This is a genomic window from Novosphingobium sp. MMS21-SN21R, assembly GCF_031846015.1.
Classification (GTDB): Bacteria; Pseudomonadota; Alphaproteobacteria; order Sphingomonadales; family Sphingomonadaceae; genus Novosphingobium.
Map to the genome: position 1 here is coordinate 3052059 of NZ_JAVRDU010000001.1, position 19774 is coordinate 3071832.

General features: G+C 64.5%; 17 protein-coding genes and 1 tRNA gene. 10 read left to right on the forward strand and 8 right to left on the reverse strand.

Annotation, left to right across the window (positions count from 1 at the left end):
- Positions 1 to 3: 3 nt before the first annotated feature.
- On the forward strand, positions 4 to 282 hold the full coding sequence (locus RM192_RS14825; protein ID WP_311508331.1) for a hypothetical protein: 279 nt from the start codon (positions 4 to 6) through the stop codon (positions 280 to 282).
- A gap of 26 nt (positions 283 to 308) precedes the next feature.
- Here the strand turns inward: RM192_RS14825 and RM192_RS14830 are convergent, their stop codons facing one another.
- The 3 genes from RM192_RS14830 to RM192_RS14840 form a co-directional block, all read right to left on the reverse strand.
- A complete protein-coding gene (locus RM192_RS14830) occupies positions 309 to 818 on the reverse strand; it encodes an asparaginase domain-containing protein (RefSeq protein WP_311508332.1) in 510 nt (169 codons plus the stop codon).
- 52 nt (positions 819 to 870) lie between these two features.
- Positions 871 to 2190: a family 1 glycosylhydrolase gene (locus RM192_RS14835; RefSeq protein ID WP_311508333.1), complete on the reverse strand. Its 1320-nt coding sequence runs from the start codon at positions 2188 to 2190 to the stop codon at positions 871 to 873.
- An 89-nt stretch (positions 2191 to 2279) separates the two neighbouring features.
- On the reverse strand, positions 2280 to 3191 hold the full coding sequence (locus tag RM192_RS14840; protein WP_311508334.1) for a LysR family transcriptional regulator: 912 nt from the start codon (positions 3189 to 3191) through the stop codon (positions 2280 to 2282).
- Positions 3192 to 3355: 164 nt separating this feature from the next.
- Between RM192_RS14840 and RM192_RS14845 the strand changes: the two genes are divergently transcribed.
- From RM192_RS14845 to RM192_RS14880, 8 genes are all read left to right on the forward strand, one after another.
- Entirely contained in the window at positions 3356 to 4672 is a 1317-nt protein-coding gene (locus RM192_RS14845; protein WP_311508335.1) for a porin family protein, read from the forward strand.
- A gap of 17 nt (positions 4673 to 4689) precedes the next feature.
- Positions 4690 to 9303 carry a hypothetical protein gene (locus tag RM192_RS14850; protein ID WP_311508336.1) on the forward strand — a complete coding sequence of 1538 codons (4614 nt, stop codon included), beginning with the start codon at positions 4690 to 4692 and terminating at the stop codon, positions 9301 to 9303.
- Between the two features lie 169 nt (positions 9304 to 9472).
- Entirely contained in the window at positions 9473 to 10396 is a 924-nt protein-coding gene (locus RM192_RS14855; protein WP_311508337.1) for an SH3 domain-containing protein, read from the forward strand.
- Between the two features lie 93 nt (positions 10397 to 10489).
- Positions 10490 to 11176 (forward strand): response regulator transcription factor, encoded by a 687-nt coding sequence (locus RM192_RS14860; RefSeq protein ID WP_311508338.1) that lies wholly within the window; start codon positions 10490 to 10492, stop codon positions 11174 to 11176.
- Entirely contained in the window at positions 11173 to 12525 is a 1353-nt protein-coding gene (locus RM192_RS14865; RefSeq protein ID WP_311508339.1) for a HAMP domain-containing sensor histidine kinase, read from the forward strand. The genes RM192_RS14860 and RM192_RS14865 overlap by 4 nt, the downstream gene beginning before the upstream one ends.
- Positions 12522 to 13097: a hypothetical protein gene (locus RM192_RS14870; protein WP_311508340.1), complete on the forward strand. Its 576-nt coding sequence runs from the start codon at positions 12522 to 12524 to the stop codon at positions 13095 to 13097. Before RM192_RS14865 ends, RM192_RS14870 begins: the two co-directional genes overlap by 4 nt.
- Positions 13098 to 13237: 140 nt before the next feature.
- Positions 13238 to 13873, forward strand: a complete 636-nt coding sequence (locus RM192_RS14875) for a Dabb family protein (protein WP_311508341.1) — start codon at positions 13238 to 13240, stop codon at positions 13871 to 13873.
- A gap of 47 nt (positions 13874 to 13920) precedes the next feature.
- Positions 13921 to 14220, forward strand: a complete 300-nt coding sequence (locus RM192_RS14880; RefSeq protein ID WP_311508342.1) for a putative quinol monooxygenase — start codon at positions 13921 to 13923, stop codon at positions 14218 to 14220.
- 25 nt (positions 14221 to 14245) lie between these two features.
- On the opposite strand, the gene RM192_RS14885 is transcribed toward RM192_RS14880, so the two are convergent.
- Complete coding sequence (locus RM192_RS14885; RefSeq protein ID WP_311508343.1) at positions 14246 to 14698, reverse strand: tRNA (cytidine(34)-2'-O)-methyltransferase; 453 nt, start codon at positions 14696 to 14698, stop codon at positions 14246 to 14248.
- Between the two features lie 146 nt (positions 14699 to 14844).
- Here RM192_RS14885 and RM192_RS14890 point away from each other — a divergent pair, with 146 nt between their 5' ends.
- Positions 14845 to 16029 (forward strand): acyl-CoA dehydrogenase, encoded by a 1185-nt coding sequence (locus RM192_RS14890; protein ID WP_311508344.1) that lies wholly within the window; start codon positions 14845 to 14847, stop codon positions 16027 to 16029.
- Between the two features lie 16 nt (positions 16030 to 16045).
- Here the strand turns inward: RM192_RS14890 and RM192_RS14895 are convergent.
- The 4 genes from RM192_RS14895 to RM192_RS14910 form a co-directional block, all read right to left on the reverse strand.
- A tRNA-Cys gene (locus tag RM192_RS14895) sits at positions 16046 to 16119 on the reverse strand.
- A gap of 75 nt (positions 16120 to 16194) precedes the next feature.
- Positions 16195 to 17580 (reverse strand): RNB domain-containing ribonuclease, encoded by a 1386-nt coding sequence (locus RM192_RS14900; protein ID WP_311508345.1) that lies wholly within the window; start codon positions 17578 to 17580, stop codon positions 16195 to 16197.
- Positions 17581 to 17602: 22 nt separating this feature from the next.
- Positions 17603 to 18409 (reverse strand): crotonase/enoyl-CoA hydratase family protein, encoded by an 807-nt coding sequence (locus tag RM192_RS14905; RefSeq protein WP_311508346.1) that lies wholly within the window; start codon positions 18407 to 18409, stop codon positions 17603 to 17605.
- A gap of 144 nt (positions 18410 to 18553) precedes the next feature.
- Positions 18554 to 19753, reverse strand: coding sequence for an LL-diaminopimelate aminotransferase (locus RM192_RS14910; RefSeq protein ID WP_311508347.1), 1200 nt, complete (start codon positions 19751 to 19753; stop codon positions 18554 to 18556).
- Positions 19754 to 19774: the final 21 nt, after the last annotated feature.

The window sequence follows — 19774 nt, forward strand, 5'->3', positions numbered from 1 at the left end:
GAGATGCCGAGCAACCGCCTGACGATTCCCGAAGTGCGAGATCGTCTAAGAGAATTGGCAGATGAGCTGGAATGCGAAGAGTTGGAAGATTTAGCTGATCAGCTTTATCGCCAGCAGCCAGCAAGAAGGGCTCCAAGGCGAAGCCCAATAGTCACTCCCGAATTGGCTGAAGAAATTCGGCAGTATTCAGCTAGCAACCCGGCGGCACACCAACAAGATATCGCTGAGCATTTCGGCGTCAATCACGGACGTGTTTCAGAGGCATTAAACCATCAACGCTAAACGGTTCAGCCCTTTGCCTCCTACGGTCACCCGGTAACATTCTGTGCTGAATAAACGAACTTCCCCGCCGCGCGATCCTTGCGGACTTTCAGGCCGTCGAACACCTGCCCGCTCATCGCGATCCACACGCCGGGCGCGGCGACTTGCGCAGTGGCGAAGGCCATGCCGAGGTTGAACGGGGCGTCGGTCTCGGCAAAGCGCGCAGGCGACAGCGCGCCGGTCAGTACGATGGTCTTGCCCGCGATGTCAGCCAGCGCCTTGGCCGACTCGGTCATCGTGTCGGTGCCGTGGGTGATGACCACGCGGCTTTCGGGCGCCTCGCGCACGGCGGCAGCGATCAGCGCGCGGTCGGCGTCTGTCAGCTCCAGACTGTCCTTGCGCATGAGTTCCATGACCCGCACCGGCAGCGCCACACGTGCCTGTGCGATAAGCGCGGGAATGCCGCTCTCGACGATCTGGTATTCGCTGAGCGCGTCGAAATAGGCCTTGTCGACGGTGCCGCCGGTGGTCAGCACAAGGATCGGTTGCTGTTGCATAACCCGGCCTTAGCGCGGCCGCCTGCGTAAAGACAGGGGCCGCGCAGTCGCTTCAGACCGTGACGGCATTCGCCTTGGCGATCTTGCCATAAACGGCCGCGCTCGGCTTCGGCGTGCGCGCGAAAGTTACCGGATCGAAGCTGGCGAGACCGAATTTCGGCTTATAGCCGAAGATCCATTCGAAGTTGTCTATCAGCGACCAGTGGCAATAGCCGATGACTGGCACGCCGTCGTCAATCGCCTGTTTGAGCCCGGCAAGCGAAGGCGCGATGAACGCAGCGCGCACGGCATCATCGGCGGTGCCGACGCCGTGTTCCGAAACCAGGATCGGAACACCGGTCACGGAATGGGCATAGCGCACTGCGCCAGCCAGCGATCCCGGCCAGATCTCGGTGCCCGACCAGTTGACGGTCGCACCTGCAGGCGGCGGCAGGCGACCCTTGTCACCCCACAGTGCGCGCTCGTAGTTCTGCACGCCGATGAAGTCGTCGGCCTTGGCCACCTCCAGCCACTGCCCGTAAAGCTCGGCGCGCATGGCATCGCGTACCGAATTCTTGCCCACCGCCTGATCGTCGAGCATTGCCAGCGACAGGCCCACGGGCAAGTCCGGCTTCACCGCCTTGATTGCGGCGCGCCCGGCCTTGTGTGCGGCGAGCAGGCCAGCCTGGAGCGCGGGCAGATCGTCGTAACCGGCGACGTTGGCACAGACGAACTTGTCCACGCCGAGCCGCTTGGCCGCGGTATCGATGGTCAGCTTCTGGATGTCCCACACCGGCTTGGGCAACAGGGGTTTGAGGATCAGCAGGATATTGGGTTCGTTGAAGGTGATTGCCGAATGGATCAGATCGCCGATCGCGCGGGTGACCTTTTCGGCATAGCGCGCGAACAGGCTGGCGCTTTCAGGATTGGTCCAGCCGCCCTGCGCGCTGAACCAGAGCGGCGCGGTGAAGTGGCTGTAGGTGACAACCGGCGTCAGCCCCCGCGCGCGGCAACCTTCGACAACGCGGCGGTAGTGATTGAGCATCGCCTGGCTGAAACGCCCCTTCTCCGGCTCGATCCGCGCCCATTCCACGCCGAAGCGGTAGCAGTTGAGGCCGATTTCCTTCGCCAGATCGAGATCGCGTTCCCACAACAGAAAGCTGTTCGCTGCATCGCCCGATGGTTCGGCAAAGATCGTCGGCTGCTGGTTTTCGAGATACCACAGGTCGGACGAGGTATTGTTGCCCTCGATCTGGTGTGGCGCGGTTGATGCCCCCCAAAGGAATCCGGCGGGGAACGCCGGACTTACCGCCTTCTTGCGCGAAACCTTCGCTATTGCAGGCGTGGCGGCAAGCGCGGCGGTCCCCGCAAGGACGGAACGGCGGTCAAACATGATCTCTCCCCGATTGGCTTTACCCGCAGTGCTATGCGGTTTGGTGCATCGGGTAAAATAGGATGTTCTGGCCCATCCATTGCCTCGGGCTATGCCTCGGACAAAACCTCGACCATGGCGCGGCCGAGCGGCGGCAGGCCCCGCGTGCCCAGATAGCGCACGCCGACACTGCGCTCGAATGTCGCCTCGGCAATCGTGAGCGCGCGAAGCACACCGATGGACAGCTCGGCGCTGGCGACAGTGCGCGGCAGCACGGTCACGCGGTCGCTGTGCCGGACGATGGCCTTGGTGGTGAGCAGCGAATCACAGCGGATGACGTTTTGCGGAACCTGCACGCCTGCGGCGAGGAACAGTGCGTCGACCTGCCGCCGGAATGCGCCCTGTGCCTCGGGCAGAACCCATGGCAACGTCGCCACATCGCGCAAGGACAGGCGCTCGCCCAGATCATCATGCCGCCGCCCGACGATGAGCGCGAAAGGATCGCGCGTGACGGTCACTTCCCTGAGGTCCGGCGGGCATTCCTCGATCTCGGTGGTGAGGAAGGCGAGGTCAATCGCGCCCTTGCGCAACAGGTCAGCCAGTTGGACATCGGGGCGTTCGACCACGCTCAGCGCAAATGGCCCCACGCTGTGTTCGAGTTTTGCCACTGCTTGCGGGAGCAGGCTGACCAATGCGCCGGGGGTGCCGCCGATGCGCAAGGGCCCTGCTATGTTGTGCGCCGCATGATCGACCTCGATAGCGGCGGTTTCAAGCAGGCGGACCATCGCTTCGGCGCGGTCACGCAGTACCTCGCCTTCGCGCGTCAGCACGATGCCGCTGCGCGACCGCGCGAACAGGGTGACTTTCAACCGCTGTTCAAGCAGCGCAATCGTGTTCGATACCGATGGCTGCGACAGGTTGAGTGCCCGCGCCGCGCCCGAAATCGAGCCGGTCTCGCAGACCTTCCAGAACGTTGCGACGGCGCGCGGATCGATGCGGGGGCGGAAGGGTGTTTCACTCATGCCGATACAATACCGCCGGAGCATAGCCAGTGTCTATGCCTCTGCCCGCGAGTTCACCGATAGGTAACGCCACAGGACTTGTCATCCGCGTGACAGGGTTTGTCATCGGACTTTGCACGCGCCGCGCGATAGCTGGAAATCTGGAAATTCCAGTGAGGGACACGATGGCGATCAGGCATCCACTTCTGCATGCGGTTTGCGCCGCAGCAGCAACCGCGGCGCTGCCGCTGCCCGCCTTCGGCCAGCAGCAGGCATTGTCGCCGCAACAGGCCGAAGCGCATTATCAGGCGCTTGTCGCAGACGGAGAAGGCGCTGACGGACAGGGCAAGGCAGGCGATCCGGCCTTTGATTATGCGCTCGGCACGGCGGCATCGGACGCAGGCCATTATGGCGAGGCGATCATCGCATTGCAGCGCGTGTTGGCACGCCAGCCGGACAACGCCCCTGCCCGCGCCGAACTCGCCCGCGCCTATGCGCTGGCGGGCGACATCGAGACGGCGCGCGACCAGTTCTCGACCGTGGTCGACGATCCTACCATTCCCGACCCGGTGCGCCAGCGCTTCACCGGCTTCGTCCGCCAGTTCGACAAGCAGATCAAGGGCGGCGGCAGTGACATCTCGGGCTTTGGCGAAGCCGCCTTCGGGCATGACAGCAACATCAATTCGGCAACGCAGCTGACCTCGATCACCATCCCGCTGTTCGCGGCGCTTGGGCCCGGCACGCTTGGCGGCAACGCCCGCGCGCAGAAGGATGAATTCTACGACCTGTCTGGCGGGGTGAGCGGCGTCAGCGCGATCGGGCGGCAGGACCGTGTGTTCGGTTCGTTGCTCGGGAATTTCCGCGACAATCTCGATAGCGCCGCGTTCGATCAGGCGAGTCTGACCGGAACGGCGGGCATTGCCCATACATTCGCCAGCCGCGACGTTTTCTCGTTTTCGGGGCAGGTGCAGAAATACTGGCTGGGCCATCGCGGCTATCGCACCGCGTTTGGCGCTATTGGCCAATACACCCACTTGCTGCCGGGCGGGAAGGCCCTGTCGGCCTCGGTCCAGTTCAACCGCTTCGAATATGACCGCGACGCCCTGCGCGATGCGAACCGCTTTGCAGTGGGCCTCGGCTATTCGGCCCGCACTTATGCGATCAACCTGATCGGCGGCCACGAAGAAACGCGGCGGCAGGCAGGCGATGCCGAATCCAACAGCTTTGCCGGGGTCAGCGCGGGCGCGGAATTTCCAGTCTCGCCGAAGGTCGCACTGGTCGCCGGCATCGCGGCTGACTTGCGGCGCTATGACCGCAAGGACGTGCTGTTCATGCGCAAGCGGCATGACGAGCGGATCGACCTTACCGCCGCGATCAAATTTGCCGTGCTGCCCCGGGTGTTCCTCCAGCCCAAGGCGACCTGGTCGCGCAACTGGTCGAACATCGCGCTTTACGATCACGAACGCTGGACCGTGCAGGCCGGCGCGCGTTTCGAATTCTGAATTTCGGGAGAAAACCCATGATCCGCCATTCCGCTCCCAAGACTCTCGCCGCGCTTCTGATCAGCGCCTCATCGCTGGCGCTGGCCGTCCCTGCATTGGCGCAAGAGGTCGTCTTTGCCGACAATCCCGAGCTTGCTGCCGCCGCCCTGCGCGGTGAGCGGGTGAGCCAGACCAGCGGCGTCACGCAAGTGCGCCTCGCCAGCGGCGCGGTGCTCTCGTTCGTCGAGGGTGCCGAGTTCCAGTTGCGGAGCGATGGCTCGGTGGACCTGTTCAAGGGCAATGTCACCGTCACCGGCACAGCAAAGGGCGATACGGTGATCAACCTTGCCGGGCAGGGCACCGGGCGAATTGGCGGCGGCGGCTCGTCGGGAAGCTTTTCGGTCGGCACTGACCGCAATGGCAAGCCGGTTGCCACCGGCCGCGTGCTGACCGGCACGGCCTCGGTCGCCAATGGCCGCGAGGACAAGCGGTTCATGGCGGGACAGGCATGGGAAGTTGCGAACGGCCGCCCGCGCCTCGCCATGACTGCACCGGTCGCTCCCGCGCCGCGTCAGGTGCGCACGGCAGCTACCACCGCGCCTGCGCCTGCGGCCCAGACCACCGAACCGCCGGTCGCCTCGATCCGGGAAGGCGGCCCCGCCGCTGCTGCGCAGAACGGCGTGCCGGTTGTGCTCGGGCAAGCACTGGCGGCGGCAGGCGCGTCGGGCGATATCGTCTCGGCGGGACAGCGCGTGCAGGCGGCGGTCACCAATCCGTCGCTCGAAACCTTCCCTTCAGGCGATCTCGCCACGCTCGTCGCCCATGCCTCGCGGCTCGAACGCCTCTATGGCGGCAGGCCGTTCGATCAGGCGCAGGCCGATGTGATCCGCGCCTATCTCGGCTATCTGGCGAATGGCGGGTCGCAAGCGCAGTTTCTGACTGTCTATGCAGGCCTGATGGTCCAGTTTCTCGACCTCGTGCGGTCGGGCGCCGCACCGTCGTCGTTCTCGGGCACTTCGCTGGCAGATATCAACGCCTTCGTTTCCTATCGCAGCCGCACCAGCGGGTTTGCCGCGCTCGAAAGCCAGAACCGGGTGCTGGTCGAAGCCTATGCCGCGTTTCTGCTTGGCGGCGGCAATGCCGACCAGTTCGTCAGCCGCTACACCAGTCTGACCAGCGCCTACTTTGCCTTTCTGCGCAGCGGCGGCGATCCGCTGGCGTTCCAGGGCGCGAGCCAGGAAACGCTGACCGCCTACATCACGTTCCTGAACAATTCCGGACTGCTGGTGCGGCTGGCCGATAGCGACCGCGCACTGTTGCAGGCCTATCTTGCCAATGGTGGCACGGCGTTTGTCGAGCAATATCGCGCCGCGCTCAGCGCCTATTTTGCCTATCTCGCCAGCGGGAAGCTGCCAGGCACCTATACCGCGCTCGATCCCGCTGTGTTGCGCCAGTATCTCGACACGCTGCAGGCGACCGGCCTGTTCGAACAGGTTCTGGGGCAGCAGGCGGAATTCTATGCTGCATACCTCGCCCACCTCAAGGCTGGCGGCTCGATCGACAGCTGGGAAGGCCTGCCCGCCAATGTCTTTGCCGGATATGCGCAGGCACTGAACGCCTACTACGCCTACCTTGCCGATGGCGGACTGCCCTCGGGTTACACCGCGCTGACGCAGGCGCAGATCCGCGCTTACCTCGATGCACTGCAATCGGCGAATGCAGGCGGGGCGTTCCTTGGCGACCTCGCCACGTTCTACGGCGCCTACTTCACCTTCCTCGCGCAGGGCGGTGACCCCGATCTCTACACCGGCCTGCCCACGCCCAACTATCAGGCCTTTGCCGATGCGGTGTCGGCCTACCTTGCCTATCTGCAGGCGGGCGGCGTGCCGAGCGCCTATACTGGCGCGGACGTTGCGCTGCTCCAGCGCTACATCAAGGCGCTGATCGACAGCGGCAAGCTGGGCACGTTGCTGGCAGGACAGGCCGACTTCCTGACGGCCTATTACGCCTACCTCGCAAATGGTGGCAGCGCCGACGGCTATTCCGGCCTGCCGGTCTACGCGAGCTACGTCTCCGCGCTCGAAGCCTATTACGCCTATCTGGCGAGCGGCGGCGTGCCTTCGGGCTATACCCTGCTCACGCAAGCGCAGATCCTTGCCTATCTCAAGGCGCTGACCGATGCGGGCGTGCTCGCCGCGCTGTTTGACGGCACAACGCTCGCCTTCATTCAGGATTTCTACGTCTATCTCGCCAGTGGGGGTAACCCCGACCAGTTCGCCGGCCTTCCCGGCACCGGGGGCGGCGGCACCGGAGGCGGGACCGGTGGCACGCGCCTTACCACCTATACCGGAGGCTTCCCCTCGAACGCCGCCGGAACCAAGGCCATTGCGGGCCACAACGGCAACATCCAGCCGTCAGATGGAACAGCGAGCATCGACAACACTGGCGCACTGACCTCTGCAGGCGATATCGGCAACGTCGGGGCCAAAGTCACCGATGTGGCGGGCGACGCCAGCGCCGTGGTCGGTCGGTTCTACGATGGCACTGCCAAGTTCAAGAACTCCCAGTTCAGCTTCGGCGTGAACAATGGCCTGCCTTACGTCGTCCTCGCGCCGAAGGGCGGGACGCTGCCGGTCTCGGGCACGGTAGACTACAAGGTGCTGGCGGCAACGCGGCCGGTCTATGCCGATGGCCGCACCGCGCCGGGCACCTTTGACGCTGATCTCACCCTCAGCTTCACCAGCAACAGCCGCGTGCTGTTCTTCCGCACTCTTGGCACCATCGTCATGCCAGAAAGCGGCGGCGATGTGACCTACACGTTCAGCACGCCAAATTACGCAAATGGGCAGTTGCAGGAAGTGATTTACGACAGCCTTGGCAACTACTTCTTCGGCACCGGCATGACCGGAACCGGCGAGGGCTGTGTCGGCGGCGGCACTGGCTGCAACATCAGCCTGTACGGGGATTTCGCCGGACAGGAACAGGTGAACCGCCTCGGCCTGATGTACCAGACTTATGGCGGCAGCTTCAGCGCGGGCCGCATCCAGGGCGCGGCGATCTTCGGCAAGGACGGCACATTCCCAAGCGGTGGCACCGGGGGCGGCACGGGCGGAAGCGGTTTGCTGACCAGCTATACCGGCGGCTTCAACGGCACCAATCCGCTGATCCACTTCGTCACGACACTCAAGCTCTCGAGCGGAACCCAGTTCCCCGGCAGCGAAAGCGGTTTTGCAGCAACAGCCTACACACTCGGCGGGGATGGCGGGCTTGCGAGCTATACCCGCCCCGGGCCATTTACGCGCACGCCGGGCACGATGACCACCAGCGACATTGCCGGCGATGCCGACGTGCTGCTCGGACGGTGGAACAATGGCACCAACACCGGCGCCAACGTGTTCACGCTGACCGCCAATCAGGGCTTCCACTATATCATGGCCCGCGCCGTACCCACCGGCTTTGCCGTGCCTACCAGCGGCATCGTGGAATATGACCTGCTTGCAGCGACCAAGCCGACATGGGTCGATGGATCGGGTGCACCGGGCACACTGACGGCCAGCCTCGCCATCGATTTTGGAAAAACCGTTCCGAAGATCGCAATGGAGGGCCGGGTCGCGATGCCTACAGGCGGGACGGGCGGCGGCGCCTATGCGTTCGATTTCGCAACCACCGGCGGACTTGCCGATATTGCGCGTTCGCAAACCGACCTGCTGGTCTATCCAGGCGGGCAGATCGGGTTCGTGGTTCAGGGTCGGGACGGACTATCTGGCTGTTCGACGACAGATTGCACGGTCGGATTCAACGGATCGTTCGCCGGAAGCGCCGACAAGTTCGGCGTCACCTATTCGGTGGTCAACGGGGCGGACAGTGCCAAGTGGATTGTCGGCGCGGCCGCGTTCAAGGCCAATGGCAATTCAGTCGTAACGCCGCCGCTTCCGGCCACCAGTGCCATGCTGACGGGCGCCAACACATATACTTTCGCCGACGGCGGGATCAACGGCGCCACCGCGCCTGAAGTGGACATCGGCCAGGACGGGTCGGTCACCCGGATAAAGTTCAACAACGTCTCGACCCAGATCTATGGCGCACCGGCCATATTGCGCGAACATGGCCGCTTCGGCGATGCCGCAGCATGGAGCCGCTGGGACGGCAGCACGACGAACGCCAATCTAAATCCGAATACCCACATCCTTACCGGAACGCGCGCGGTGCAGTTGCCCGTATCCGGAAAGGTCGACTACGAACTTGTCGGATCGACCGCGCCAACCAACTTTCAGGCGGCAGACGGGCAAGCCGGGACCGTTGCAGGATCGCTCGCTGTCCAGTTCGGTTCGCAGGTCAAGGTCGGCTTCAATCTTGATGTGCAGGTCGGCACGCACGGCTGGAGCATCGGAACCAGCGGAGGATCGGCCGATCCGTCAAACGGCGGCGCCACCGTTGGCACCGACATGCGTTTTGCTGCGGGCGTGCTGGGTATTGCCCGTCTGCCCGGCAACACCTCCAGTTGCCAGACCGGCTGCAGTGCAGCAGCCTTCGGAACGCTCTATGGCACGGGCGCAAGTCATGTCGGGCTTGGCTACCAGATCGACGATGTCTCTGGCGGCGCAACCAGCACCGTCAACGGTGTGGTCGTGTTCGGCCGGGCCCAGCCTTGAACCACTCTGCGGGCAGGCTGAAGCCTGCCCGCTGTTCTCCGATCATCATCCAAGATGACAGCATTTGTCACAGGGATGACAGGACTGTTGTGTGTCGCGGACGCCCAAGCAGGCGCATCACCCTCCCATGCCGCAAACAGGAGCGGCGAGATTTCCAGGGGTGTCTAAAATGCGTCGTCCAGCCATGCTTTCCAGGGAAAAGTTCATCGCCGCCTTTGCGCTTGCCGCAGGCCTGCTTGGCGGGATCCCGACCGCAGCCCTTGCCGCCGACAAGGAGCCGCCGGTAACGCTTGCCAAGTGCGACAAGAGCTACGGCTCGGTTGCGCTGGTCGATGGTGATACGCAGGGCTGGACCAAGTACGGCCTCAGCTCGCCGCGCGAACTGATTGCCGCGATGGCGACGGAATCGGGTTGCTTTACCATCCACAATGTCGCCAGCGGCCAGCCTGCAGCTTTCCTGATGAACGTGATCGCGGGCGACAAGGAAGAAGTCGATCAGGCCATCGAAAAGGCCAAGGGCGTCGCCATGGAGGGCCTCGTGCGATCTGGCGCGGCCAGCGGCATGTTGCGCGGCCTGCCAGGCGGGGCATCGATGCTCGGCATGTTCGGCGGCTTCGGCGGCAAGAAGAAGGTTGTCGCCGCTGGTATCCGCCTGATCAGCCCGGCCAGCGGGCAGACTCTGGCGCAGGGTGCTGGCGAAGTGAAAAAGACGACGCTGTCGTTCGGTGGCGGCGGAGGGACGATCGGCGCTGTCGCTAGTGGCGCGACCGGCGCTGCCTATGCCGGCAGCAAGGACGGCCAGATGCTGATCGAGGCTTTCGTCAAGGCGTTCAACGCCGTCTCGGCCCAGGGGCCGGCATTGGCGTCGATGGCCCCGCCCGCTCCTGCCCCTGTTGCAGCGGCCCCGGCAGCAACGGCGACGGCTGCTGTTGACACCAAGATGTTCACCAGTGCCAACGTCAAATCAGCCGCCCTGCGGACCGTTCGGGCCGGAACCGCTCTCACCCCCACCGGCCAGCGCACCGGTCTTTTCATCGAGGTCCAGGACAGCTTCGGCACCAAGGGCTGGGTCTCGGTGGAAGACATGCGCTGATGAACTGAACGGTTGCATGCGGACCGTCCGGCGTGAAATGATCGCGCCGGACGGTTTCGCCGCACATGCGCCGGATCCGGGGGTGCAAGGCTGATGGGCAATCTCAATATCCTCTATGTCGAGGACGATCCACGCGCGGCGCAGGCGGTGCAGGCGCTGCTCGCTGACGACGGTGACCGCCTTGCCTGGGAGCAGACCGGCACGGGCGGACTCCAGCGCGCAGGCGCCGAGCCTTTCGACGTGATCATTCTCGACCGGATGCTGCCCGACATCGACGGGCTGACCATCGTCTCGCGGTTGCGTTCGGCAGGGGTCGGCACGCCCGTGCTGATGCTGTCTGCGCTGGGCCGCAGCGAAAACCGGATCGAGGGACTGGAAGCGGGCGTCGACGACTACCTCGCCAAGCCTTACGAGCCGCAGGAACTGGTCGCCCGGCTGCGCGCCTTGCATCGCCGATCGGCGGGCAAGGTCCACGGCGCGGTGATCATTTACGGCACGTTCGAATGCCACGTGAAGGCGCGCACCGCATTTCGCAGCGGACGGCACATCCCGCTATCCCCGCGCGAATTCGCGCTGTTCCGCTATTTCATGGAGAACGCGGGCGAAACCGTGACGCGGGAAATGCTGCTGCGCGATGTGTGGAACATGAACTTCGATCCGCAGACCAACGTCGTCGATGTCAACATCGGCCGGTTGCGCCGCAAGTTGGAGGAAGGTTTCCCCACGCCCGCGCTAGAGACGATCTGGGGCGCGGGTTACCGCCTGACGAGAGGCGAATGAGCCGCAAGCGACAGACACGCGGCGGCCGCTCGATCTTCGGCCAATTGACCTTGGCCTCGATTGGCATCGCGGTCGCGGCGGTCGCCGTGCTGTTTGCGGTCACGACGATCACCATTCAGCGCCAGACGCGCGCCTCGCTCTCGGCAACGGTTTCGACCGACCTGGCCGGGCTGATCGACATCTATGCCACCGGCGGGCGCGAGGAACTCCTGCGCCGGGTGAACGACCGTCAGGACGTGGTCAGCCTTGAAGGGCGACGATCGCACTACCTTGTGGCCGATGGCGCGGGGCGGCGGCTCTCGGGCGACGTGGCGCACTGGCCCGCGCTGAGCGCTGCGCTGTCCGAGGAAGGGTTCGTCACGCTGGCGGGCGGGACCGAAGCCTTTGCGCAAGGGGCCAAACTGGCGCCCGACCTGCAACTCCTGGTAGCGCGCGAGTATGATCGCGACCGCACATCGCTGCTGGTGCTTTCGGGTGTGTTCCTTGCCGTTGGCGCAGGGATCGTCGGCGCAGTGGCGCTGGCGGCCTGGTTTACCTCGCGGCACCTCGCGCGGCGGATGGACGCGGTCAATGCGGCGCTGGGCGCGGCGGCTGATGGACGCGCGGCAAGCTTCCCCGCCCGGCAGCGCGGCGGCGACGAGATCGACGAGATGGCAGGCCACGGCGCCCGCCTGCTGGCGCGGCAGGCGCAATTGCTCAAAGCCTACAAGCAGGTCTCCGAACACGTTGCGCACGAGGTGCGCACACCGCTGATGCACCTCGACAACCGGTTGGGCACGGCCATGCAATTGCGGCCCGAAGCGCCCGGCGGGCCGCTGGGCCAATCGCGCGAGGATATTCGCGGAATCACCACGATGCTCGATTCACTGCTCGATATTGCGTCTGCCGAAAGCCGCCGTGGCGATCTTGCCGGACTGGCCGAACTCGACCTGTCGTCGATCGTCACCAGCCTTGCCGATCTTTACGAGGACAGCGCCGAGGATGCCGGGCTGACGCTGGACACCCGCGTCACACCGGGGATTACCATGCTGGGCGAACGCATGCAGATTACCCGGCTGCTGTCGAACCTGCTCGACAATGCGATCAAGTATGTGCCTGAAGGGGGGCGCGTCCGGCTCGAACTGTCGCAGGGTCCGCGCATCGTGGTAGAGGACGACGGCCCCGGTATTCCGCGCGACCAGCGAGACCGCGTGTTCGAACGGTTCGTCCGGGCAGGCGCGCCGGGCGACCGGCCAGGGCACGGCCTCGGCCTCGCGCTTTCCCGCGCCATCGCGCAGCGCCACGGCCTGATCCTGCGGCTGGGCGATATCCCGCGCGGGACGCAATTCATTCTGGAGCCTGCCCCATGATACGTAATCCAATCATTGCCGCCTGCCTTGCGGCGGCGCTGGGCGGATGTGCAGGCGTGAACCGGGCGGAACCGGTCCGCGTGGTCCTGCGCGATGCCAGCGAACCTGCGAGCGCGGTGGCCGACCTTCTGGCTGCCGGTCAGAACGCGCAAGGGCAACCGCAGCAACTGGGCAAGATCATCGCCGCCCTCGACAGTCTTGGTGCGCGCCCAGCCGATGCTTCGGCAGACCCGGTGGCGATTTGGCGTTCCGCTGCTGAACTGCCGAACACACCACCCTATCGCGGGCGCGTGCTCGGGCCTGCCTACAAGGCGGGGATGCTCACCCCAGGCATGACCGTGCGCCTGCCCCAGTTGTTCGATGGGGGCCGCGCCGCGCGTGTGGCTGTCGCGACGCCCGGCGCGGGCGCTATCGATTTCACCGTACTCGATGGCGAGGCCAAGCCCGTCTGCCCGCCCGCCAAGGCGCGCAGCCGTCAGTGCACCTGGACCCCGCTCTACAGCGGCCGCTTCGAGATCGTGCTGAGCAACTCCACGACCAATGCCGCCGGGTATTATCTGGTGATCGACTGAGGCATGTCGGGCTGCCCAGATCCGGACCCTGCTTATAAGGACAGGCGTCAGCAAAAGCCGCAGCAGATAGCCTTCTTCCCATAACGACGACGCGCTCCGCCTTGGCAGCAGACCGGCGCAGCGCTCATGGGAGAGAGACGATGATCCGCCACGTGGTCATGATCAAGTTCAAGAAGGATGCCCCGCAGGACAAGATCGACACGTTCCTCACCGAGGTGAAGAAGTTGTCGCATCTCAACCGCGAAGTGCGCGATTACAGCCATGGGCTGTGCGTCAAGACGCGCTATCATTCAGGCGATTTCGATTTCGCCAATTGCTGCGACATCGACACCTATGAGGCGATGGACCGCTATATGTCGCACTGGTCGCATCTGCGGATGACGCCCTACCTGCCCGACATCCTTGAAAACATGATTTCGTTCGACTGGGAGGTGGACTATCACGGCCCCGCTTTCGACGAGACGCTGGCTGCCGAGGAAGCAGTGCGCGAAACTGCCCGGGTCCTGCCGATCCATGCCGATCCGGCCAGGGCCTATGTCCCCGAAGTGCGTGGCCAGACCCGCGAGCGGGCGCGCGAGATGTGCGAGAAGGTGGGCCTGGTCCTGTCATCCGACGAGGAAGAGATCATCGGTTCGGTCTGGGCACCCAACCGGATCATGTTCGTGACCCCCGACGCCGGGACCGATGTCGCCAAGGGCAGCGAAGTGAAGATCGGCATCACCGGCAACTGGCTGACCGGCCCCGCCGTGCCCGCAGGTGACGGCCCCGCCTGGTAAGCCTGCCGTTCCGACCTGCCCCGATCCATCTCAAGGACACTGCTGCCATGATCATACTTGCCGGCCACCTCAAGACCAGCCCTGCCCTCGTCGAAGAGCTTGCCGCCGCGCTGGGTTCGCTGGTGGCGGACACGGTGAAAGAGGATGGCTGCCTCGATTATCATTTCGCCATCGACGACAAGGCCGCAGGCTCGATCCTCGTCTATGAGCGTTGGCGCGATCAGGAGGCCCTGAACACGCACCTCGCCCTGCCCGCTATCGGCGCGGTGCTCGGCGGCTGGGCAGACCGTATCGAAATTGCCGTGCGCAAGTTCGATGCCTCAGGCGAACGCGGCTTCATGGACTGACGGCATCGGCCTGGCTGCGGCACTGCTATCCGGGCAAGGTGCCGGTCTGTCGCAGCGCCTCGCCAAGCGCGAGCGCGGTGGTGGTCGCAAGGTTCATCGAGCGGACCTGCGGCTGCATCGGTGCGCGAATTCGCGCGTCGCAGACCTCGGCGACAGCAGCGGGCACGCCTGCGCTTTCCTTGCCGAACAGCAGGATATCGTCGGACCTGAACTGGAACTCGTAGAGCGATTCACTGCTCTTGGTGGTGAACAGCACCAACCTGCTCGCGCCGATCGTGGCGCGGAAAGCCTCGAACCCGGCATGCCGTACAACCGTGACGTGATCGATATAGTCCATCGCGGTGCGGCGCACCCGCCGGTCATCCCATGCAAAGCCCATCGGCTCGATCAGGTCGACCGCCGCGCCAAGGCACGCACCAAGACGCAGGACCGCGCCGACGTTTCCGGCAATTTCAGGTTCGAAAAGGGCAATCCGCATCGCGGCTGATTGGCGCGAACGAGCGAATCTTGCAAGCTTTGCAAAACGCGCATGGCAATGGGTGCAAGCAAGCAAGATAATATCAATTGCACCTTGTTGCACTCCGGCAAATCGCCCAAAGACGAAAGTCTGAAGGAGACGCGACCGTGACCACGCACGTGCATTTCAACTGGGAAGATCCGTTTGGCCTCGACGGCCAGCTGAACGATGACGAGCGGATGATCCGCGATGCTGCCCACGGCTTCGCCCAGAGCGAACTGCAACCCCGCGTGATCAAGGCATTCAGCGACGAGATCGATGCACCCGAACTGTTTCCGCTGATGGGGCAGGCCGGTCTTCTCGGCATGACCCTGCCCGAGCAGTATGGCGGCGCCGGTGCAAGCTACGTCGCCTATGGCCTTGTCGCGCGCGAGATCGAGCGGGTCGATTCCGGCTATCGTTCGATGGCCTCGGTGCAGTCCAGCCTCGTCATGCACCCGATCTACGCATTCGGATCGGAAGCGCAGCGCATGCGCTATTTGCCCGGTCTTGCTGCGGGTTCGCTGATCGGCTGCTTCGGCCTGACCGAACCCGACGCAGGATCCGACCCCGGCGGAATGCGCACCGTGGCGCGCGCCGACGGTGACGGCTATGTGCTGCACGGCGCAAAGACGTGGATCAGCAACGCTCCCTTCGCCGATGTCTTCGTGATCTGGGCCAAGAGCGAGGCGCACGGCGGGCGCATTCGCGGGTTCATTCTGGAAAAGGGCATGACGGGCCTTGCCGCGCCCAAGATCGAGGGCAAGCTGTCGCTGCGCGCCTCGACCACGGGCATGATCCTCATGGACGAAGTTCGCGTTGGCGCCGATGCCCTGCTGCCCGAAGTGGAGGGGCTGAAAGGCCCGTTCGAGTGCCTCAACCGCGCGCGCTACGGCATTTCGTGGGGCGCCATGGGTGCGGCGGAGTTCTGCCTCAACGCCGCGCGGCAATATGGCCTCGACCGCAACCAGTTCGGTAGGCCCCTTGCCGCAACGCAGCTCTACCAGAAGAAGCTGGCCGACATGATGTGCGACATCGCCTTCGGCCTGCAAGCCTCGCTGCGCGTAGGCCGATTGATGGACGACCACCAGTTCGCGCCGGAAATGATCTCGATGGTGAAGCGCAACAACGTCGGCAAGGCGCTCGATATTGCGCGGATGGCGCGCGACATGCACGGCGGCAACGGCATTTCCGAGGAATATCAGGTCATCCGTCACATGATGAACCTCGAAACGGTCAACACTTATGAAGGCGCGCACGATGTCCACGCGCTGATCCTCGGCCGCGCACTGACGGGCATTCCGGCGTTCTGAGAGCTGTCAGGAAAACTGGAGGCCCGAGCCGGAATCGAACCGGCGTAAACGGATTTGCAATCCGGTGCGTAACCACTCCGCCATCGGGCCTCGATCGCAGGGTCTGCGTGGTTCGGGGGCGGTTAGCCCGAAGCGGGCTGTGCCGCAAGTGGTTCTTGCAAGCGATCAGCCCGAGGGCGCGAAGGTGAGCGTGCGCGCAGTGCTGTCGGCGGACTGAAGCGTCAGGTCGAGGCGCTGGCCGGGGACTGCGCCGGGGATCTTCGCGCGGGCGACCACTGGCAGGTCGAGCAATTGCACCCTTGCCGATTCGCCATCGGTATCGGTGATACAGGCGGCGAACCGCTCGCCCTCGCGGCCCTGAAGCATGACCGTTTCGGCAAGATCGATCACCGCGCGTTCGATCTGCCCCGATGTCGCTTCGGCCTTGGCCATGACGGCGGGCAGGTGGCGGAAGGCATCTTCGACTGCGTCCGGCACCGGCTTTCCATTTGCAACGGCAAGCGTCGCGCGGATCACATAGCGATCGGCCAGGCGCCGCAGCGGCGCGGTGGCGTGGGCATAAGTCGCCGAAATCGCCTCGTGCCACGGGGTCACACCGGGGATCCACGGAGCATAGCCTGCACCGTTACCTGCGCGCCGCACCGCCAGCATGAACGCGGCGTGATGCGGGTTCTTCTGGTCGAGCCTGCGTTCGAAGGTCTTGAGGTCTTCCGCCTCTGGCCATGCGAGGCCGAGCCCGGCGGCAGTCGAGCGCAAACGCGCCATGGCCTTGGCGGTCGGACCGGCCATGACCCGGAAGAGGCCAGTGCCTGCCTGCTGAAGCGCGTCTGCGATGGCAAGATTGGCGGCGAGCGACAGCGCTGCGTTGTGCTTTTCAGACGGCAACAGCGGGCGGAACGCGAGTCCGTAGCGCCCGTCGCCCAAGGCTTCGACTTCCTGTTCGGGCGGATCGACGCGCACAGCACCCCGCGCTTGCTCGGCAGCATCCATCCGCGCGGCGAACTCTGCAAAGGCGGGCGGCAGTTCGCTGTCCTGAACGCTGGTATACGCGAGCTTTGCCCGGCTGCGGATCAGCGCGCGTTCGGCACCGTCCAGCCGCGATTCCCCATCAGGACCAAGCCGAACGGTGAAGATGACCGCCGGGCGAGGTCCATCGGGCAGGAGGCTGGCTGCGCGTTCAGCAAGGACCGGCGGATATAGCCCTGCCTTGCCATCGGGCAGATAGATTGTGCTGCCCCGCTTCCACGCCTCGACATCGACCGCATCGCCATCGTCAACGAACCACGCGACGTCGGCAATGGCATAGGACAGTATCAGGTCACTGCCCGCTGGCTCGATCCAGAGTGCCTGATCGAGATCGGTGGAACTGGCAGGGTCGAGCGTGACGAACGGGATCGATGTACGGTCGATATGGTCGGAAGGGGCACGCGCGGCGGCAAGCTGGGCGGCGGCCAGCACTTGCGGGGGAAAGCTTTCCGGCACCTGATATTGCGCGCGGATTGCGGCAAGCCCTTGATGCAGGACACCGTGCGGATCGTGAATGGCCTTCATGCGTCAAGCTTTGCGCGAAAAGTCATGGATCGACAAATTCGCCTGCGCGCTTTTCCATGCCCGAGCGCACCGCTTCCATCTGATTGCGCGAATACATCAATTCGTGCTGCGCCTTGGACTCTGCAATCAGGATTTCGTCGACGTCCATGTCGGGCGTGCGGTTGGACAGCATCTTCGCGCCGCGCACGGCCGTGGGGCTCTTGCCGGCAATCTCGCGTGCGAGGTCCATCGCAGCCGCAAGCGGCTCCGCGCTGACATGGGTAGCAAAGCCATAGCGAACCGCGTCATCGCCCGAAAATTCACGGTGGGTGTAAGTCAGATCGCGCAGCACATCGTCCCGTACGTTGCCGCGCCACAAGGCGTAGCCTGCCATATCGGGCACGAGGCCCCACTTCACTTCCATTACCGCCAGCCGCGCATCGGGCGCGATGAAACGGATGTCTGCGCCACTGGCCACTTGCAGCCCGCCGCCGAAGCACACGCCGTGGACGGCCGCAATCACCGGCATCGGCAGCTTGCGCCAGACCATCGCCGCCTGCTGCGGACGGTTGGCATTGCCGTGGGTGCGCCCGGTCAGGCTGTCATCGCCCCAGCGTTCGGTGTTGCCCATGCTCGCAAGATCCAGCCCTGCACAGAACGAGCGGCCCGCACCCGAAAGCACAACGCAGCGCACACCCTTCGCATTGTGCAGGTGATGCCCGGCAGCGATAATCGCTTCAAACATGGCATCGTCGAGTGCGTTCATCTTGTCCGCACGGTCAAGCAGGACATGCGCAACGTGATCCGCGATGGTGACGGTGACGCGGTCGTGGAAGTTCATCTCGGGCATCCGCTGTTTTTCGGTTATCGAATGCGATGTTGCCGAAGCCGAGGCGCGCGGTCCAGCGCCGTGTAGCGATTGGCCTTCAGAAACGAACGCGGCCCTTCCCGCGCGTGGCGGAAAGGGCCGCTGGTACTCGCTGTTGCCGCGGCGTCAGGCTGCCGAGGAATTCACGCCCATGCTCTGCAGGTAGCGCTTGATGTTGCGCGCGGCCTGGCGGAGGCGCTGCTCGTTCTCGACCATGGCGATGCGCACATATCCCTCGCCATCCTCGCCATAACCGACGCCGGGCGCGACTGCGACTTCGGCGTGGGTGAGGAGCTGCTTCGAGAACTCGAGACTTCCGAGGTGCATCAGTGCAGGCGGGAGTGGTGCCCATGCGAACATCGACGCCTTGGGGCTGGGGATGTCCCATCCCGAACGCCCGAAGGCCTCGACCATTACATCGCGGCGCTTCTGATACAGCTCACGGTTCTTCTGGACGATGTCCTGCGGGCCATTGAGCGCGGCGCAGGCAGCGGCCTGAATCGGCGTGAACGCGCCGTAATCGAGGTAGGACTTGACCCGCTTGAGCGCGGCGATGAGGCGCGGATTGCCCACCGCAAAGCCGACGCGCCAGCCCGCCATCGAAAAGGTCTTGGACATCGAGGTGAATTCCACTGCGACATCCTTCGCCCCCGGCACTTCAAGGATCGAGCGCGTGGGATTGCCGTCGAAGTAGAGTTCGGAATAGGCGAGGTCGGACAGGATCCAGACCTGATTTTCCTTGGCCCAGGCAACGAGCCGTTCGTAAAAGGCAAGGTCGACCGTCTCCGCCGTCGGGTTCGACGGATAGTTGACGATCAGGATCGATGGGCGCGGCACCGAATACTTCATCGCGCGGTCGAGCGAATCCCAGTAGCGTTCATCGGGCGTGGTCGGCACCGAACGGATCGTGGCGCCGGCGATGATGAAGCCAAACGTGTGGATCGGGTAGCTCGGGTTTGGCGCGAGCACGACATCGCCGGGCGCGGTCATCGCGGTAGCGAGGCTGGCAAGGCCCTCCTTCGAGCCCATGGTCATCACAACTTCGGTCTCGGGATCGAGATCGACGTTGAAGCGGCGACCGTAATAGTTCGCCTGCGCCTTGCGAATGCCGGGGATGCCCGAGGAGGCCGAATAGCCGTGGGCATCGGGCTTGCGCGCCACTTCGCACAGCTTGTCGATCACGTGGTCGGGGGGCGGCAGATCGGGGTTGCCCATGCCAAGGTCGATGATGTCCCTACCGGCGGCGCGCGCGGCGGCCCGCATGCCGTTGACTTCGGCAATGACGTAGGGCGGCAGGCGCTTCATGCGGTAGAATTCTTCGTCCACGGGTGGTTACTCGTCTGAAAA

Coding starts and splice junctions, on each gene's coding strand:
- RM192_RS14825 (WP_311508331.1), top strand. CDS start 4: ATGCCGAGCAACCGCCTGACGATTCCCGAAGTGCGAGATCGTCTAAGA.
- RM192_RS14830 (WP_311508332.1), bottom strand. CDS start 818: ATGCAACAGCAACCGATCCTTGTGCTGACCACCGGCGGCACCGTCGAC.
- RM192_RS14835 (WP_311508333.1), bottom strand. CDS start 2,190: ATGTTTGACCGCCGTTCCGTCCTTGCGGGGACCGCCGCGCTTGCCGCC.
- RM192_RS14840 (WP_311508334.1), bottom strand. CDS start 3,191: ATGAGTGAAACACCCTTCCGCCCCCGCATCGATCCGCGCGCCGTCGCA.
- RM192_RS14845 (WP_311508335.1), top strand. CDS start 3,356: ATGGCGATCAGGCATCCACTTCTGCATGCGGTTTGCGCCGCAGCAGCA.
- RM192_RS14850 (WP_311508336.1), top strand. CDS start 4,690: ATGATCCGCCATTCCGCTCCCAAGACTCTCGCCGCGCTTCTGATCAGC.
- RM192_RS14855 (WP_311508337.1), top strand. CDS start 9,473: ATGCGTCGTCCAGCCATGCTTTCCAGGGAAAAGTTCATCGCCGCCTTT.
- RM192_RS14860 (WP_311508338.1), top strand. CDS start 10,490: ATGGGCAATCTCAATATCCTCTATGTCGAGGACGATCCACGCGCGGCG.
- RM192_RS14865 (WP_311508339.1), top strand. CDS start 11,173: ATGAGCCGCAAGCGACAGACACGCGGCGGCCGCTCGATCTTCGGCCAA.
- RM192_RS14870 (WP_311508340.1), top strand. CDS start 12,522: ATGATACGTAATCCAATCATTGCCGCCTGCCTTGCGGCGGCGCTGGGC.
- RM192_RS14875 (WP_311508341.1), top strand. CDS start 13,238: ATGATCCGCCACGTGGTCATGATCAAGTTCAAGAAGGATGCCCCGCAG.
- RM192_RS14880 (WP_311508342.1), top strand. CDS start 13,921: ATGATCATACTTGCCGGCCACCTCAAGACCAGCCCTGCCCTCGTCGAA.
- RM192_RS14885 (WP_311508343.1), bottom strand. CDS start 14,698: ATGCGGATTGCCCTTTTCGAACCTGAAATTGCCGGAAACGTCGGCGCG.
- RM192_RS14900 (WP_311508345.1), bottom strand. CDS start 17,580: ATGAAGGCCATTCACGATCCGCACGGTGTCCTGCATCAAGGGCTTGCC.
- RM192_RS14905 (WP_311508346.1), bottom strand. CDS start 18,409: ATGCCCGAGATGAACTTCCACGACCGCGTCACCGTCACCATCGCGGAT.